Here is a 15,993-nt window from a genome sequence, read left to right as displayed (position 1 = left end):
CCAATTGCTTTCCTATAAACCTTTTAACCAATTTCAACATTTCTATCAGTATAGACCCGAATTCAAGATTTCAACATCTCTTATTATCGGTAGATATCAACGATTTCCTTACTCAACAAGAGAACGGCCAATTGGCCGTTCTCTTGTTACAGATCCATCTTTACTGGAGCATATGAATGAGCAGTATCTTATTCAGCGCGAAGTTCCAGCAACGCATCACGAAGCTCGGCAGCACGCTCAAACTGCAGGTTTTTGGCTGCATCTTTCATCTCTACCTCTAGGCGCTGAATAAGCGCCTGGCGATCTTTCTTCGACATCTTCTCGGCTGCGCCTGTGAGATAGTCTTTCTTGGATTCGGCAACTTTGGTTGCCTCAATCACATCACGCACTTTTTTGCGAATCGTCTGTGGTGTAATGCCATGCTTCTCGTTGTACTCGATCTGAATGGCACGACGACGTTCGGTCTCCTTTATCGCCTTATCCATGGAATCCGTCACTTTATCACCGTATAGAATAACGCGACCCTCGCTGTTCCGCGCCGCACGACCAATCGTTTGGATCAGTGAGCGTTCGGAACGCAGGAATCCTTCCTTATCGGCATCCAATATGGCTACCAAGGATACTTCAGGCAGATCAAGACCTTCCCGCAGCAAGTTGATTCCGATCAGGACATGGAAAACGCCCAACCTTAAATCACGTAAAATCGCCATCCGTTCCAATGTTTTGATCTCGGAGTGCAGATAACGAACCTTGATTCCAACTTCCTTCAGATAATCTGTTAAGTCCTCGGACATCTTCTTCGTTAATGTTGTAATCAACACACGCTCGTCTTTGGCAATCCGGTCATTAATCTCACCGATCAAGTCATCAATCTGCCCCTTGGTTGGACGCAGTTCAATGATTGGATCAAGCAGTCCAGTTGGACGGATAATCTGTTGCACCATCGTATCGGTATGCTCAATCTCATACGGGCCCGGTGTGGCCGATACATAGATAATCTGATCCATCTTGCCTTCGAACTCTTCGAATTTGAGCGGACGATTATCCAGCGCTGACGGCAGGCGGAAACCATGTTCAACCAATACTGTCTTCCGCGCTTGGTCACCATTATACATCGCACGGATCTGTGGCAGAGTCACGTGAGACTCATCGACCACGATCAACATGTCATCTGGGAAGTAGTCCATCAGTGTGTACGGAGTATCGCCGCGTTCACGGAAAGTCAATGGACCGGAATAGTTCTCAATCCCCGAACAGAATCCGACTTCCTTCATCATCTCGATATCATACCGTGTGCGCTGCTCCAGTCGCTGAGCCTCCAGCAGTTTTCCCTGTTCACGCAACACTTCTAGACGCTCCTCCAGTTCACGCTCAATGTTCACCAGCGCAACCTTCATCGTCTCTTCTTGCGTTACGAAGTGAGACGCCGGGAAGATGGCAATATGTTCACGTTCGCCAATCAGTTCTCCGGTTAACACATCAATCTCCGTAATTTTCTCGATCTCATCACCGAACAATTCAACCCGAATTGCATGTTCACCCTTGGAGGCAGGGAAAATCTCAACAACATCCCCACGAACACGGAACGTACCCCGTACAAAGTTAATATCGTTCCGCTGATACTGGATCTCTACCAGACGAGACAAAATCTGATTCCGCGGTTTCTCCATACCTACCCGAAGTGATAGCAACATGCTTGAATACGAGTGTGGTGAACCCAAACCATAGATGCAAGAAACACTCGCTACAATGATGACGTCCCTGCGCTCAAACAACGAACTTGTCGCTGCGTGCCGCAGTTTGTCGATCTCTTCATTAATACTTGAATCCTTCTCGATATACGTATCGGAGGACGGGATATATGCTTCTGGCTGAAAATAATCGTAATAACTGACGAAATACTCAACCATGTTATTAGGGAAAAAATCTTTGAACTCACTTGCAAGCTGCGCCGCCAACGTCTTGTTGTGTGCAATAATCAGCGTAGGACGTTGCAGTTGGGCTATTGTCTGGGCTATCGTAAACGTCTTACCCGTACCCGTTGCACCCAGCAGTGTCTGGTACCTCTTCCCCTCCTGAACACCCTTCACCAATTCTTTAATGGCAGCAGGTTGATCACCTTGGGGAGAAAACTCTGACTCGATTTCGAACGTTTTGTCGCTCATTATAATATCGCTCATTGCCGTATCTCACCCTATCGTCTAAAATAATAGTCACTATATATTGTCGAAGTTCCCCGAATTTTCATATGGGAAAACTTATAGTAATAGGAATATTTGTTCCCTTTTAATTATACCTCGTTCGTTTTAGTGATGCAAACGTGAAATGAAGATAGGAGTGGGTTAATTTATGGATATTGCGACACTTATCGGTATTATTGCCGGAATTGCCGCAGTCATTAGCGGTTTTTTGTGGGAAGGCGGCCAGTTGTCCGGTCTCCTGCAAAAAACGGCTGCTTTAATTGTATTCGGTGGAACGATTGCTGCTGTGGTTGCCAGTTTCCCGGCGCATCGTCTACGTACGATTCCAGCTGCTCTGCGTATGGCTTTTGGACGTCACAATAATGAATCAGGCTTGTGGGTTGAAGAATTGGTCGAGATGTCTTCGATCGCACGCCGCTCAGGTGTGCTTGCATTGGAACGCAAGGTTATGGATCACCCGCATCCATTTTTGCAAGACGGTATTCAGATGGTTGTCGATGGTACAGATCAGGATGTGGTTCGCCAGATCCTTGAGATGGAGATTGACTCTATTGAACAAAAACATGAGGGCTACGCCAAAATTTTTGAATCTGCTGGTGGTTACGCCCCAACCATGGGAATCATCGGAACCGTGATGGGACTCATTCAGGTCCTTGGCAGTTTGACCGATCCTACCGGACTCGGACCTGCCATTGCTGTTGCCTTTACCGCAACCCTGTACGGGGTCGCCAGTGCCAATCTTATCTTTTTGCCCATTGCCTCCAAAATCAAATCCAGAGGTGCTGACGAAGTGCAGACCATGGAAATGCTTCTTGAGGGTGTACTTGCCATTCAGAACGGTGAGAATCCCCAGCTTGTACGCAAAAGACTGGAGTCCTTCACACTTACGCATCGTCAGTCTATACGCCCCCTAGCAAAGGAGGGATTGGATGAGTCGGCGCAGTAAACGGCGCGGAAAACGTGAAACTATCGATCATCGGGATCGCTGGATGATTACTTATGCTGATCTCATAACGCTGCTTCTGATCTTTTTTGTCATCATGTACGCCATGAGCAATCTGGATTCCGGTAAATATGACGTCGTTACGCAATCGTTACAAAATACATTCAATGCGTCCGACTCTGTCCTTGAGCTTGGTGAGGGACTCGGTGAGAAACCCGGACAGACAATTACAGAGACTCCACCATCCGGAATTCAAGGTGAAGATTCTTCAAAAGGTGAAGGAAACCCTTCTGACTCCGGGACTGTAACGCCAGATGATGATGACAAGCCCCTCACAGAACGGGAAGAACAATTCAGATCACAGGAGCAGGAATTGCAAAATCTGTTCAATGTGATTACCCAATATATCGAGGATAATAAACTGGAAAATCAGATTTTTGTTGCGGATAAGCCACAGGGCCTATCCATTACACTTAGTGACCGCTTCCTGTTTGATCAGGGACAGGCCGCTCTGAAGGACGGTGCAGCACCAACACTCAGTAAGCTTGCCAGCTTGTTCCGTGATCTAAATACCGTTGTCAGCATTGAGGGTCATACCGATAACGTTCCTGTCGGAGCAAACTCCGCCTATACCGATAACTGGCAGCTTTCCGGGGAACGTGCACTGTCTGTTTTACGATTTTTCCTGGATACAGAGAAACTTAACCCGGACAGCTTCCAGTATGCTGGATATGCGGATACTCGCCCAACGGGTGACAACACCACAGCGGCCGGAAGACAAAAGAACCGTCGGGTCGAAATAACTGTCTTGCGTCAACTCCAACCTTAATCTTCACTTCTTAAAATGGTCTAATGTTATCTCATCTTTTATAACTATCGAAAAAGCACGATCTCTGTTCCTCTTCGAACAAGACCGTGCTTTTCGTTATGATGTTACACTTCTCACCATAATCGGTGACTGTTTTCAATCTCATCCAACGTCACTTTCAATTTTTCTGCTTCCTTCTTAATTTCACGATCTTCTTGCTGTTTTAACTTCTCTTCAAACTTCAACATGGCATCTAAGATTACCAAACGTTGCTCTGCCAGAGATTCTTCGTATAAGCGTTCTCCACGCGCCACTAAATGCCGGTTTTCCATCCGCTCACGAGGATGTATTTTGATAGACTCCAACTCTTTGAAACGTTGGGCAATCTCTTCGTGGGACAAACCGCTTTCTTTCTCTTCTATGATCGCCACTTTCTTTTCACCCGTATCCACGGAAGACACTTCCACTTCCAAGATGCCATTAATATCGTAAGTAAAGCGAACATCTATAGCCTGTTCCCCCTCCGGTGCAGGTGGTACATTAATCGTCAGTTCACCAAGTTTAATATTGTTTTCGACCAGGCGACTTTCGCCTTGATACACATCAGCTGTAATTTTAGTTTGATTGTCCCTTAATGTACAGTAACGTTGAACCCTGCTTACCGGAACAACCGTATTCCGTTCGATGATTGGGTCAAATATACCCGATTCATATCGACCTTCACCTAAAGGTTTCGAGATGGAAATCCCCAAAGTATATGGACATACATCTGTCAGAATAACTTCCTGCACATCCGCATGGCGAGCTTTCATAGCAGCTTGAATTCCCACGCCAATGGCGATGGCTTCATCCGGATGCAAGTAATTTGCTGGCAGTCTGCCAAATAATTTACCCGTAAACGAGTAGATTACAGGCATACGGGTTGCTCCTCCAACAAGAATAACGGCATCCAATTCATCGAGTTGCACGGCGGCATCACGGAGCGCACGTTCCACAGGCTTTTGCAACCTGGCAAGCAGCGGCTTCGCTAACTGTTCAAATTGGGTGCGATCAATGCTCACCTCTTTCACACCATCTTCAAGTGTCAAGGTTATCGTTCCTTCACGCCCTTCGCTCAATGCCTGCTTGCATAGCTCTGCCTGTTTCCAAAGCGCCATCTGTGTCTTGTCAGACAGATCATTCTGCTGAATTTGGTGATGATTCAAAAACCAATGCGTAATCAGTTCGGTAAAATCCTCCCCTCCCAGAAAGTTATCCCCTGCTACTGACTTCACTTCCATAATTCCGTCAAACAATTCCAGGATGGATACATCAAAGGTTCCACCTCCAAGGTCAAAAATGAGGAATTTTGTCTCTGGTTTCTGTTGATGCAGGCCATACGCAATCGCTGCGGCGGTTGGTTCACTGAGCAGTCGATCCACTTTAATTCCTGCCAGTTGTCCAGCACGTTTGGTCGATTTTCGCTGAGTATCATTGAAATATGCTGGCACACTGATAACAGCCTCTGTTACTTCAACACCTAAATAGGCTTCGGCATCCGCTTTCAAAGATTTCAAGACAAAGGAGGATAACTCTTCAGGCAAAAATTGATATGTACCCAAACTAAACGTTCTGTTTGTTCCCATGTATCTTTTAAATACAGATGCTGTTTTTTCTGGATGCGTGATTAATCGCTCTTTGGCAATCTCCCCTACTAAAATTTCCCCATTGTCGTCCACACTCACCACTGAAGGTGTCAAACGATTCCCAAGAGCATTCGGGATAATAACGGATTCCCCGTTGACCCAGCATGATACCAAACTATTTGTTGTTCCAAGATCTATTCCTATTATTGTCATAAAGCTTCTAACCTTCTTTCTGTTTAACATCTACACTTGCTATAGAAGAAACCACGCGCTGTTATGCGCCGACTGCAACATATCATACGTGACAGATCGTAACCTGTCTAGTTCAGCCCTACACGAATAATCTACCATAGATTTAAAGCAACAGAACATAGGTATAACTCCATACAACGAAGTACAAGTGTAGTGTATAAATTCAGTCAAATCATCTGTTTCACTGAGCCCTTAATATAAAAGAACCGAATGCCCCCTTATGCATTCGGCTTCTTCAAAATTAGTATTTACCTTATGCCTCTACTCCTGGCTGGCTAGGGCGCAGAATCGCAGAGCCTACGGTCAGCAAAATGGCAGCCATGCCAAATAAAATCAATAGTGGCAGTGTAATATCCGACAGTGTACCACCAGCAGAGATCGTCTCCACCGCCTGAATCGCCCATTTCTGCGGAACAAAGTTGGCGAGCTTTTGCATATAATCCGGCATCAACGAGATCGGCCAGAAACAACCACCTATCATGCAGGTTGGCATAATGACAAGTGAATTCAGCATGTTCGCATTTTTGGGATTACGGATTAATCCTGCCACGGTACTTGCGAGCCCCATGGAGACCAGCATAAATGCTGCCAAGATCAGGAAATGAATGCCAAAAGGAATACCAGCATCATAATGAATGAGCCCCCTGCTCACTCCCAAAACGATCACAATCTGAGTCATACCAATGACAAAGCTACCCAGGAAATTACCAAGCGCAATCTCATATGCACGGACGGGTGCCGTGTATACCCTGGCCATCGTTCGTTTCCTGCGATCTTCCATGATCACAGCCACTGCACTGGTCAGCAGCCCCATCATAAACATGATTGTAAATCCAGTCACATTGTTCAAGCCTGGCTTGGGATAGATCTGCAGAGCGGTGACTTCACCAGCAACCTGATGCTTTCCTATCTCCTGTAAAAGCTTTTCAAACGACTTCTGTGTACTCTCTAGTATGTCAGTCTCACTTGAGACAGGGCTTGCGGCCAGCGTAATAGCTGAAGCAGATTGTTGCAATCCACTCGTCAAACCTTCAACAGCTGCTCGCAGTGTGTAGGAAGCTTCACTTATCCGCAGCTCCACCAGTTGAATTTCGGTTGACTTGCCTTGTAACAAATCTTCGGTATACCCCTCCGGAATAATGATGCCAGAACTTCCTTTTTGCTGAGCGATGGCTTCCTTCACTTCTGCTTCGTTTGTCATCGGCTTGAGCAGGTACTCCTCGTTGCCAGCAAGTTCTTGAATCATCCACGCTCCTGCTGCCCCTCCATCCTCATTGACATAGGGAATAACAGTACGTGCACTCTGCTCGCTTCCAAAGAGAGCAACCGCTCCTGTAACCACCAGGCAAGGCAGAAGCAGAAACGTAATAAAGCCCATTTTACGGCCAAGTGTACGTCTAATCATCAACCAGGCAATGTGTAGACTATTCATATCGGTATCCTGCCTTTCTATAAATCAATCCTGAGATCAACAGTAATACAGCGCATACCACGCCTAACATCAGAATGCTATATACAATCTCTCCTACAGGTGCATCCAGCATCATTCTCAGAAAACTCTGGAGCGCCCAGTGGTTAACCGTAAATTCACTAATCCGTTGTACAAAATCAATTGGAATGGGCATGAACCCACCGCTGATGAATGTCATTGCAACGATGATACCTTGGATGGTTGCGCTGGCCGATGCCGTGGTTTTGCATACCAATGCCACAATCACGCCAAGAGTCATGGATGCCAGTGTAATGAATACACAAGTCAGCACAATATACCAAGGATGGGTTCCCCAATCTACACCGTAGAACCAATACGTCATAAGGATAATCGTTGTTGCTTGTAAGAAAGCGAGGAGACTATTGCCTGCAATTTTGCCAGCGAAAATAACTCCATTGCCTATCGGCGCGGCCTGAAGGCGGATTAACGTTCGGTTATCCCGCTCTCCAAAAAGGCTGGTACTTGTAGTCATACCCGAGTACAACATGAACATTGCCAGCATGGATGCTGCATAGTATTGAGAGGCACTGTAGGCCGTACCTGTCTTTCCGGGATTGATGACAGTGATGTTGATGGAACTTGCCGCTCCAGACTCCGAAGAAGAGACCATGGCAGCAATTACTTCCGGACCTAGCACTTTGGTAATCGCCATCTGTCGGTTCCATTCATCCGTAAAACGTGTGAACAAGGTTTCACCCAAGGTATTGAGTGTGCTGTCCTTTCCACGTATCCACTGTAACCTGGCCTCTTTCCCCATCATCACGTTCTGCTCAAAATCCGAAGGAATCATTACAGCAAAGTCCAGCTTACCGGTACGCAGCGAATGGACAGCCTCTTCTTCTGTCTTGAATTCCTGCACTTTGACCATCTCAGCTACCGCCGGGGAATGAACGAATGTATCCAGTGCTTGATTAAGCGTATCTGACCCTCTGCCTGATTCCGAATTCAAATGGATGATTCCCACACGTACAGTATCTGGTATAACATCATCCGCCGTCCCCATCGTACTGGAAAGGGCCGTGCCCAATATAAAAATCAGTAACAACGGCAGAATGAAGAGGTTCAACACCACAGATCGAATCTTAAGAATACGCCTCAATTCAAAGATGCAAATATGCCATATATTCATCTCTTGTTCCCCCTAGTCCCGCAGCGTACGCCCGGTCAGATTGAGGAACAACGTTTCCAGGTCCGGCTCTTCGACCTTGAGCGACTGAATGGATATTTCATGTTTGCTGCAAATGAAGAGCAGATCCTGGAGATCCTGCTGTGCCGAAGGCAGCGTAATGGTCAGCGTATTCTCTGAAATTTCTACCATCTGCACGCGAGGGTGAAGTTTCAGTTCCTCCACAACGTCGGTACTAATACCGGAAGTGGAGAGCACTACTTTTTCCTCCGATGCTACCCGTTCTCTCAGCTCTGCTTCCGTGCCACAGGCAATGATTCGCCCCTGATCCATAATCGCAACCCGGTGACTAATCGCCGCCACTTCCTCCATGTAATGACTTGTATATATAATCGTTGAACCCATCTTGTTGAGTGTGCGTACCGATTCAAGGATATGATTCCGAGATTGTGGATCAATGCCAACTGTCGGCTCATCCATAATAATGAGATCCGGGCGATGTGTAATCGCACATGCGATGTTTAGCCTACGTTTCATACCACCAGAGAAGGTCGAGGGAGCATCCTTTGCTTTATCCTGTAACCCTACAAATTCAAGGGACTCCTGCACTCTTTCCTTAAGCAATTTTCCACGTAATCCATACAGGCGGGCGAAAAAAGTTACATTCTCGGCAGCCGTCATCGTTTCGTATAAAGCCAGATCCTGCGGAACCAGTCCAATTTTGCGTTTCACTTCAAGTGGCCGCTCCTTGACCGATATCCCATCTAATCTGATTTCACCCTGATCCATGTTCAGGAGCCCGGCAATCATGCTGATGGTGGTACTTTTTCCTGCTCCATTGGGACCGAGCAATCCAAAAATTTCGCCTTTGCCAACACTAAGGTTCAAATGATCCACGGACAGCTTACTCCCGTATCGTTTCACTACATGATGCACTTCAAGTATACCCATCCCTTTTACGCCCCTCTTCCGTTTCGGCTTTCGCCGCTGGATTTCATATCTGTATTGTAACGGATCGCACTCTTTAGCGAAGGTACGAAAAGTCATGAATCGAAGGTGACTTAAGTCATCTCCTGATTCGAATGCCGCTTATGGTATAATCAAGGGCGCATTACCGAGAGATTTTACTCCACTTTTTATATAAAGGATGTCAAAGCCCTATGCCGATGCGGTTTCTGCAATACGGATTAATTATCGTTCCAGCCGTGCTGTACATGTTGATGCTGCCCTTGGACAACGAAGCCGTCTACACCCTATATATCATCATCGCGCTTGGACTCTCCGTGTGGAAAGATTTCAACCGTTCAAGTACACAGCAATGGCTGTTGCTTCTGGCCGAAATACTCTGGAGCTGTTGGCTGATTGCTTCGTATGGACCAATCCTGCTATTCCTCTCTATATCCGTGCTCTACGTGTATATATACAGACTCGAGGGAAGCCGGAGATGGTTGATGTTTGCCATTCAGCTTGTCTCAAGCAATGTCGCTTTGGGATGGTATTATTCTGTGCCACTGGCACCGCAGCCAGGGTTAACCACACCAAATACAATCACCGCCACATTATTCACCGCAGAGGCAACAGCAATGGTTTTTGGCAACCTGCTTTTGCTCATCACAGCGGCTCTCTCTTGGCAGGGATCAAGAACGGCGAGCAGCCGCGGACAACTGGAACAAGTCTATGACGAGCTCCGCAGTAAACATTACGAGCTTCAAGAAGCACGTGCACAGCTCCTGTTATTTACAAAGCAACTTGAAGGAGTAGCTCAGGCAGAGGAACGCACACGTATCTCCAGACAGCTTCATGATGAGATCGGACATCGACTGATTCGCACCAAAATGATGTCGGAAGCCGCTCTGATGACTCTCCCCCGAGATCGGGAAAAAGGAACGGAAATGGTGAGACAGATTCGTGATCAATTGGCCACCAGTATGGATGATATGCGAAGTACACTTCACAAATTGCGACCGGATTCCTATGGTTCCACTGCCTACGCACTCGATCGTCTTCTTGAGGAAGTGGGCAGAGATACCGGGGTGAAGACACAATATGAAGTTCAGGGCCCATCCCATGTGCTGTACCCCAGCATACAAATCGTTTTATACAAAAATGCCAAAGAAGCCGTAACGAATGCACTACGGCACGGAAATGCCTCTTCAATCACAGTGGAGTTGGTATTCAGGGATCAGGAAGTCTGTATGAGCGTAAGTAATGATGGCAAAATTAATCCGCATTCGTCTAAAGGAAGTGGCATAGGACAGGAAAGCATGCGTCTACGTACACAAATGGTGGGAGGAACCTTGGAGATCCAATCGGCTTATCCATATACCGTGATTACAAGCATTCCAATAACGAACCAGATAGATCTACTCTGAATAAAGGAAGTGAATGTTCTCATGTCCGAACAGAATGATGTGAAGAACAAGAATAATGCAGCCCAGTCCCCACTTATTCGGCTGATTCTCGCTGACGATGACTACTTCATTCGCGAAAGCCTTAAAGTGTTGCTTGAACTGGACTCCGGCATTTGCGTTACAGGCACAGCCTCAAATGGACAGGAAGCTCTGGCATTACTTGAAGCAGGGACACCTGCGGACGTGGTCTTGATGGATATTCGGATGCCCGAATGCGACGGAGTCGAAGGTACCGGGCTTATCAAGGTACGTTTTCCTGAAATTCAGGTGCTCATGCTGACTACGTTTGACGATGACGAGTACATCATTCAGGCATTACAGAATGGAGCAAGCGGTTATTTGCTCAAAAATGTACCACCTGAGCGGATCATTCAAGGTATCAAGACCGTACATAATGGCGATATGTTAATCCATCCGGATATTGCCCGCAAGCTAACAGGCCTGCTTCGTCCTGCTGCGATTCCCCCGACACAGCATTCAATCGAATCCTATGGACTGACTCGTATGGAGCTGGCGGTTTCCGAAGCCATATCAGAGGGGTTATCCAATAAGGAAATTGCCGCTAAACTGTTCCTCAGTGAAGGCACGGTCAAAAACTATGTCACGGATATTCTCGGTAAGCTGAGTTTACGTGATCGGACCCAAATCGCCATCTTTATGTTGAAAAAATAACAAAAAGGTATTTCCCTCGCCTGCGACGGCGCTCGGAAATACCTTTTTCATTGCTTGATGTATGCAACACACTTCATCACGTATGCTAGTTACATCTCCACGGACCCTTTATCACTGGCCACAGGCGCTGGCGGTAATGCCAAGGGAGCTTCGTCCCTGTGTGGTTTTTTCAGACGAGCAAGCAATTTGAGGTTGATGATATGGAACAGCGTCAGTGGACGTAATCGAATCGCCCAGACCTCGTGATTATCCGGTGCCATAATGACCCCAAGCTGATGATGTTCCCCTTCATAGATTGCTCGCTGCATGAACTTGCTTTCTCCCTGGTGATTTCGTACCTCGAGCTTGCAAAAAGCCGGGTTCATCCGCAGGGCACGATGCAACTCTTCCGGTGAATGAACCAACTTACCATTCACCTTGTACAATGTCTCTCCTGCTTCAATCCCCAAATCTGCAGCAGGACTCTCCGGTATAACGGCCAATACCTTCAACCCATGCTGCGGATGGACAAATACCGGACTGCGGTTTTGCTCTTCAAACGCGCTGTACCATACCATGAATTCATGTCCAATAAATGCAATCAGTGCAGCAACCACCATGAGTGGAGACCACCATGCAGCAAGTAAACTGAACACGAGCAAAGTTGCCCCATACATCATCAATCGCTTGGATGAGATCTGCACCTTTTGTCCCGGAAGCATACTCTGCGTTATCTCACCAAATCCGAGCATAATCGGCAACGCAACCAGCATGTAACTATGACCTGAATTCATCAGTGGATTCCAAGCCAGTTCCGCGCCACTACCTGTGACTGGGACAAGAATCAGTAGGGGAATGGCCCAGAACTGTTGCAGTTGATATCCACCAACCAGCTTCCCTCGTTTTCCCTCGAAGAGAAGCGGTGATGCCATGGATACCCCCTGCATGCGTACCAACAGGGCTTCACCCATATGTAGAAGGGCCGCCAAGACAAGCAGTGCAGGCATATCCAGGGAACGTAGCGTCTCCGTTATACTCCCTATCCAACCTGATGGTTGCCAGCCGGAAGCCAGATTCAAACCAAATTGCAGCACACCCAGTAACCCGGCTGCGTAGGCAAAACACAGATACCGGATACGAAACAAGGATAGAATTAACGTTGCAGCCCATATGCATATCAGGCTTCCCAGTGTAAGATGTGCACCGAGGAATAAGGACACAATCGAGACGATGGTACCAATGAGTATGCCTCCCAGTACGGCACGAATCGTCTGTGTTATCGAGCTTTGCAAACGAACGTGAAACAATTTACGCTCCTGCAGTAACTGACGATGATAGATGAGCGCAATCAGGATCACCGCAATATAATAAAACGGCTGAATAAACAACTGCAACACTGCTTCGCCTAATGTAGTTAACCACGGCCATACCCATTCCATTGTGGCTCTTCACCCCTCTCTTTCAGCCGGTTCAGAAAAAAAGAAGGCTGAAAATCAGCCTTCTTTATGGCTTCGACACAGCGGACGAAATATCCTTTGAGACATTTTCGATCGCGCGTTTCAGCTGTGCATCATATTGAGGATTGGCAATACGTTCAATCAGAGCCGCTTCCAGTGATTCAGCGGTTTTCTCGTCAATCTGGCCTGTAGCCTGAATGCCTTTTTGCTTCTGGAATGCCTTGACCGCTTCTTCTGTCTTCTGGTCGTAGTATCCATCCACACGATCCGGTTTGAAATCGAGTCCTCTCAGCATCGTCTGCGCACTTTTCACATCCGCGCTATTGCTGTCATATTTAAGTGGTAACTTCTCTTTATTAATCGGTGCCACCGAGAAATAGTCCGGCTGGTCAACCGCAATATCCGGTTTGATTCCTTTTTCATGAATCCAGTCCCCGTTCGGAGTGAGCCATTTGGCAATGGTGATCTTCAGCAAGCTGCCATCACCCATTTGCTTGTCATAACTCGTCTGTACGGTTCCTTTACCGAAGGAATTTTCACCAATCAACTTCGCACCTGCTGACTGTTGTAATGCACCGGCCAAAATCTCCGACGCACTGGCACTGCCTTTATTCATCAGGACTGTGACTGGATAAGCTTTAGCTGATCCATTGGATTTGCTTTGTTCCTTTTTGCCGTTCTTGTCTTCGACTTGCACAATAACCTTGCCTTTAGGAACAAACTGTTCAGCAATATCAATAACGACTTGCAATACACCGCCTGGATCATTCCGTACGTCGATGACCAGACCTTTCATGTTTTGCTTCTCAAGCTTCGCCAACTCTTCCTTGAAGCGATCGCCTGTATTCAAAGAGAATTGAGTAATGGCAATGACGCCAATTCCGCCATCCTCCATGTGAGCATATACGGTCTCCAGATCAATGTCATCCCGTACAATAACAAACTCAATCAGTTCGGTAGATCCGGCACGTTTGACCTGTACCTTCGCTTCACTGCCTTTAGGACCTCTGATTTTGTTGACAGCCTTGTTCAGTTCCAAACCTTGCAGCGATTCTCCGTTAACTGACATAATCATGTCTTTTGCACGAATACCCGCTTTTTCGGCAGGTGATCCTTTGATTGGGGAAACAACAACAACATTTCCATCCTGTGAGGATACCTCTGCGCCAATACCGGTAAATGAACCTTCGATCGACTCTTCAAACTGAGCAGCCGTTTCCTGCCCCATATAGTTGGAGTACGGATCACCAAGAGATTCCATCATGCCGTTGATCGCACCGTCAATCAATTTGGTCTGATCCACGTCTTTATAATAGTTGCTTGAGATCAAATCCATCGCGGTTTCAATCTTCTTCAAATCGCTCTTCTGCTGCGTACTGCCGGTTACACTGGCTAGCAGACCCTCACCAGTTGTGGTCTGGTTCGCTATTCCCGGATAAGTCATAAGTACCAGGGTTAGCAAACTACCACCCAGAAGACCCAAAATGACAAGCAGTAGCGCCGATCTTTTTTTCATCATCCGTTTGTCACCGCCTTTCGTTTTAAAGCGTGTCCGATTCCATTGTTTCTTGGACCCATTCCCTGAACATGCCAGCTTAGTATATGTCTAGCTTGTACGGAATATGTTTTTTCCATTCGGTTAATGGAGCAATAATTACAAATAGTTCATCGGATTTACCGCGGTACCGTTATCTCTTACTTCAAAGTGCAAGTGAGGTCCCGTGGAGTTTCCTGTATTTCCTGACTCAGCAATGGTATCCCCTTTGCTTACAGTGTCTCCCTTGCTGACTTTGAATCCACCCTCACGCAAGTGACCATATAAAGTCCATAGACCACCGCCATGGTCCACAATAACCGTATAACCATAACCACTATACCATTCAGCCATGATCACGATTCCGCCAGAGGCAGCGTGAACTGAAGTTCCCTGAGGAACAGCAAAATCGACACCGGCATGCATTTTACCCACTACACCCGTAATTGGATGGGTACGGGGACCAAATCCAGAAGAGATACGTCCTCCAGATACTGGTTTTGAGAAGATACCATTACCGGATGAATAGGTAACCTCACTGCTGCTATCCGAGCTGACTCTGGTTGGTGCCTTGGCTGCAGCTTTCGCCCGGGCAGCAGCTGCGGCTTTTGCTTTGGCCGCTGCGGCTGCCTGCTGTTCACGCAATTTATTTTTCTCTTGAAGAAGGGCCGAACGTTTGCTGGCAATCTGCATCAATACGTCTTCCTGCTCTTGTGTCAACTCTTCTGATTCTTCAATTTTAGCATCATATGAAGCGAGAAGCACTTGCTTTTCCGCTTCTTTTTCATTCAATTGGGACTTGCGCTGTTTCTTCTGTGCATATAGGCTCTTGGCTTCCGCATATTGCACATCCAATTCTGCCTTTTTGTCCACGACAAGTTGCTTGTCCGCTTTGTGCTCATCCAGCAGATGCTGATCCTGATCCACGATCGTTTTGAGTGAATCCGCACGGGTCAAAAAGTCAGTGAAGCTGGTGGAGGACAACAATACATCCAGATAGGATACAGCACCGTCTGTATACATCAGGCGTACACGTGACTCCAACAATTTTTCCCTTGCAACGATGCGTTCTTCGGCCGCTTGCAGATCTTTCTTCGTTGTACGGAGATCTTCCTCCGTGTTCTCGATTTGCAAGGATACACTAGCCAGTTCATCACTAACGACATTGATCTGTTCCATGACAACCTTCAGATAAGCGTTGGTTTTGTTCTTGTAATGCTGCGCTTCCTTTTTGTTGGAAGCCGCTTTTTTTTGCTCCTGCTTGGCAGAAGCCGCCTTGCTCTCCAGTTGCTGAATCTGTTGGTCAATATCGCTGATGCTACTCTTGGCATATCCGTCAGAAGGTTGAAGCGTCAAACTGGCCAATAACGTAAAGGCCAGCAGCGAAGCAGTTTTTTTCAAAATGATGATCCCCCATCCTATGATTTCACAAGAAAGCAACCTGCACAGGTGGTGAACAGCATGTTCTTTGCTTTCTTCAATCTTAAAGACTC

Annotated in this window: 12 protein-coding genes; 4 read left to right on the top strand and 8 right to left on the bottom strand. The window is 46.9% G+C overall.

Annotated features, from left to right (window positions below; translation table 11 throughout):
• Nucleotides 1-188: 188 nt before the first annotated feature.
• On the bottom strand, nt 189-2,180 hold the full coding sequence (gene uvrB / locus AB4111_RS22260) for an excinuclease ABC subunit UvrB (RefSeq protein WP_091013102.1): 1,992 nt from the start codon (nt 2,178-2,180) through the stop codon (nt 189-191).
• 169 nt (nt 2,181-2,349) lie between these two features.
• On the opposite strand from uvrB, the gene AB4111_RS22255 reads away from it, so the two are divergent.
• Both AB4111_RS22255 and AB4111_RS22250 read left to right on the top strand, forming a co-directional pair.
• Nucleotides 2,350-3,147 carry a flagellar motor protein gene (locus AB4111_RS22255; protein WP_442033252.1) on the top strand — a complete coding sequence of 266 codons (798 nt, stop codon included), beginning with the start codon at nt 2,350-2,352 and terminating at the stop codon, nt 3,145-3,147.
• The gene (locus AB4111_RS22250) at nt 3,131-3,973 is read left to right on the top strand and encodes a flagellar motor protein MotB (protein WP_091013098.1); all 843 of its coding nucleotides are present in this window, start codon (nt 3,131-3,133) and stop codon (nt 3,971-3,973) included. Before AB4111_RS22255 ends, AB4111_RS22250 begins: the two co-directional genes overlap by 17 nt.
• 113 nt (nt 3,974-4,086) lie before the next feature.
• Here AB4111_RS22250 and AB4111_RS22245 read toward each other — a convergent pair whose 3' ends face one another.
• The 4 genes from AB4111_RS22245 to AB4111_RS22230 form a co-directional block, all read right to left on the bottom strand.
• Complete coding sequence (locus tag AB4111_RS22245) at nt 4,087-5,790, bottom strand: molecular chaperone HscC (RefSeq protein WP_442033251.1); 1,704 nt, start codon at nt 5,788-5,790, stop codon at nt 4,087-4,089.
• 292 nt (nt 5,791-6,082) lie between these two features.
• On the bottom strand, nt 6,083-7,261 hold the full coding sequence (locus AB4111_RS22240) for an ABC transporter permease (protein WP_442033250.1): 1,179 nt from the start codon (nt 7,259-7,261) through the stop codon (nt 6,083-6,085).
• Complete coding sequence (locus tag AB4111_RS22235; protein WP_442033249.1) at nt 7,254-8,450, bottom strand: ABC transporter permease; 1,197 nt, start codon at nt 8,448-8,450, stop codon at nt 7,254-7,256. The genes AB4111_RS22240 and AB4111_RS22235 overlap by 8 nt, the downstream gene beginning before the upstream one ends.
• A 12-nt stretch (nt 8,451-8,462) precedes the next feature.
• Entirely contained in the window at nt 8,463-9,398 is a 936-nt protein-coding gene (locus AB4111_RS22230) for an ABC transporter ATP-binding protein (protein WP_442033248.1), read from the bottom strand.
• A gap of 209 nt (nt 9,399-9,607) precedes the next feature.
• Between AB4111_RS22230 and AB4111_RS22225 the strand changes: the two genes are divergently transcribed.
• Together AB4111_RS22225 and AB4111_RS22220 are read left to right on the top strand one after the other, a co-directional pair.
• Nucleotides 9,608-10,819: a sensor histidine kinase gene (locus AB4111_RS22225; protein WP_442033247.1), complete on the top strand. Its 1,212-nt coding sequence runs from the start codon at nt 9,608-9,610 to the stop codon at nt 10,817-10,819.
• A 21-nt stretch (nt 10,820-10,840) separates the two neighbouring features.
• The gene (locus AB4111_RS22220; protein WP_442033246.1) at nt 10,841-11,530 is read left to right on the top strand and encodes a response regulator transcription factor; all 690 of its coding nucleotides are present in this window, start codon (nt 10,841-10,843) and stop codon (nt 11,528-11,530) included.
• A gap of 89 nt (nt 11,531-11,619) precedes the next feature.
• Here the strand turns inward: AB4111_RS22220 and AB4111_RS22215 are convergent, their stop codons facing one another.
• The 3 genes from AB4111_RS22215 to AB4111_RS22205 form a co-directional block, all read right to left on the bottom strand.
• The gene (locus AB4111_RS22215) at nt 11,620-12,948 is read right to left on the bottom strand and encodes a PDZ domain-containing protein (protein ID WP_442033245.1); all 1,329 of its coding nucleotides are present in this window, start codon (nt 12,946-12,948) and stop codon (nt 11,620-11,622) included.
• A 64-nt stretch (nt 12,949-13,012) separates the two neighbouring features.
• Nucleotides 13,013-14,485 carry a S41 family peptidase gene (locus AB4111_RS22210; RefSeq protein WP_442033244.1) on the bottom strand — a complete coding sequence of 491 codons (1,473 nt, stop codon included), beginning with the start codon at nt 14,483-14,485 and terminating at the stop codon, nt 13,013-13,015.
• Nucleotides 14,486-14,620: 135 nt separating this feature from the next.
• Complete coding sequence (locus AB4111_RS22205; protein WP_091013080.1) at nt 14,621-15,901, bottom strand: murein hydrolase activator EnvC family protein; 1,281 nt, start codon at nt 15,899-15,901, stop codon at nt 14,621-14,623.
• Between the last annotated feature and the right edge of the window lie 92 nt (nt 15,902-15,993).

Source organism: Paenibacillus sp. 2KB_22, assembly GCF_052115745.1.
GTDB lineage: Bacteria > Bacillota > Bacilli > Paenibacillales > Paenibacillaceae > Paenibacillus.
The sequence above is the reverse complement of the archived record's forward strand: the minus strand, read 5'-3'. Positions and strand labels throughout refer to the sequence as shown.

Excerpts from the sequence above, each read along its gene's own strand:
- uvrB (WP_091013102.1), bottom strand. The coding sequence starts at position 2,180 with ATGAGCGATATTATAATGAGCGACAAAACGTTCGAAATCGAGTCAGAG.
- AB4111_RS22255 (WP_442033252.1), top strand. The coding sequence starts at position 2,350 with ATGGATATTGCGACACTTATCGGTATTATTGCCGGAATTGCCGCAGTC.
- AB4111_RS22250 (WP_091013098.1), top strand. The coding sequence starts at position 3,131 with ATGAGTCGGCGCAGTAAACGGCGCGGAAAACGTGAAACTATCGATCAT.
- AB4111_RS22245 (WP_442033251.1), bottom strand. The coding sequence starts at position 5,790 with ATGACAATAATAGGAATAGATCTTGGAACAACAAATAGTTTGGTATCA.
- AB4111_RS22240 (WP_442033250.1), bottom strand. The coding sequence starts at position 7,261 with ATGAATAGTCTACACATTGCCTGGTTGATGATTAGACGTACACTTGGC.
- AB4111_RS22235 (WP_442033249.1), bottom strand. The coding sequence starts at position 8,450 with ATGAATATATGGCATATTTGCATCTTTGAATTGAGGCGTATTCTTAAG.
- AB4111_RS22230 (WP_442033248.1), bottom strand. The coding sequence starts at position 9,398 with ATGGGTATACTTGAAGTGCATCATGTAGTGAAACGATACGGGAGTAAG.
- AB4111_RS22225 (WP_442033247.1), top strand. The coding sequence starts at position 9,608 with ATGCCGATGCGGTTTCTGCAATACGGATTAATTATCGTTCCAGCCGTG.
- AB4111_RS22220 (WP_442033246.1), top strand. The coding sequence starts at position 10,841 with ATGTCCGAACAGAATGATGTGAAGAACAAGAATAATGCAGCCCAGTCC.
- AB4111_RS22215 (WP_442033245.1), bottom strand. The coding sequence starts at position 12,948 with ATGGAATGGGTATGGCCGTGGTTAACTACATTAGGCGAAGCAGTGTTG.
- AB4111_RS22210 (WP_442033244.1), bottom strand. The coding sequence starts at position 14,485 with ATGATGAAAAAAAGATCGGCGCTACTGCTTGTCATTTTGGGTCTTCTG.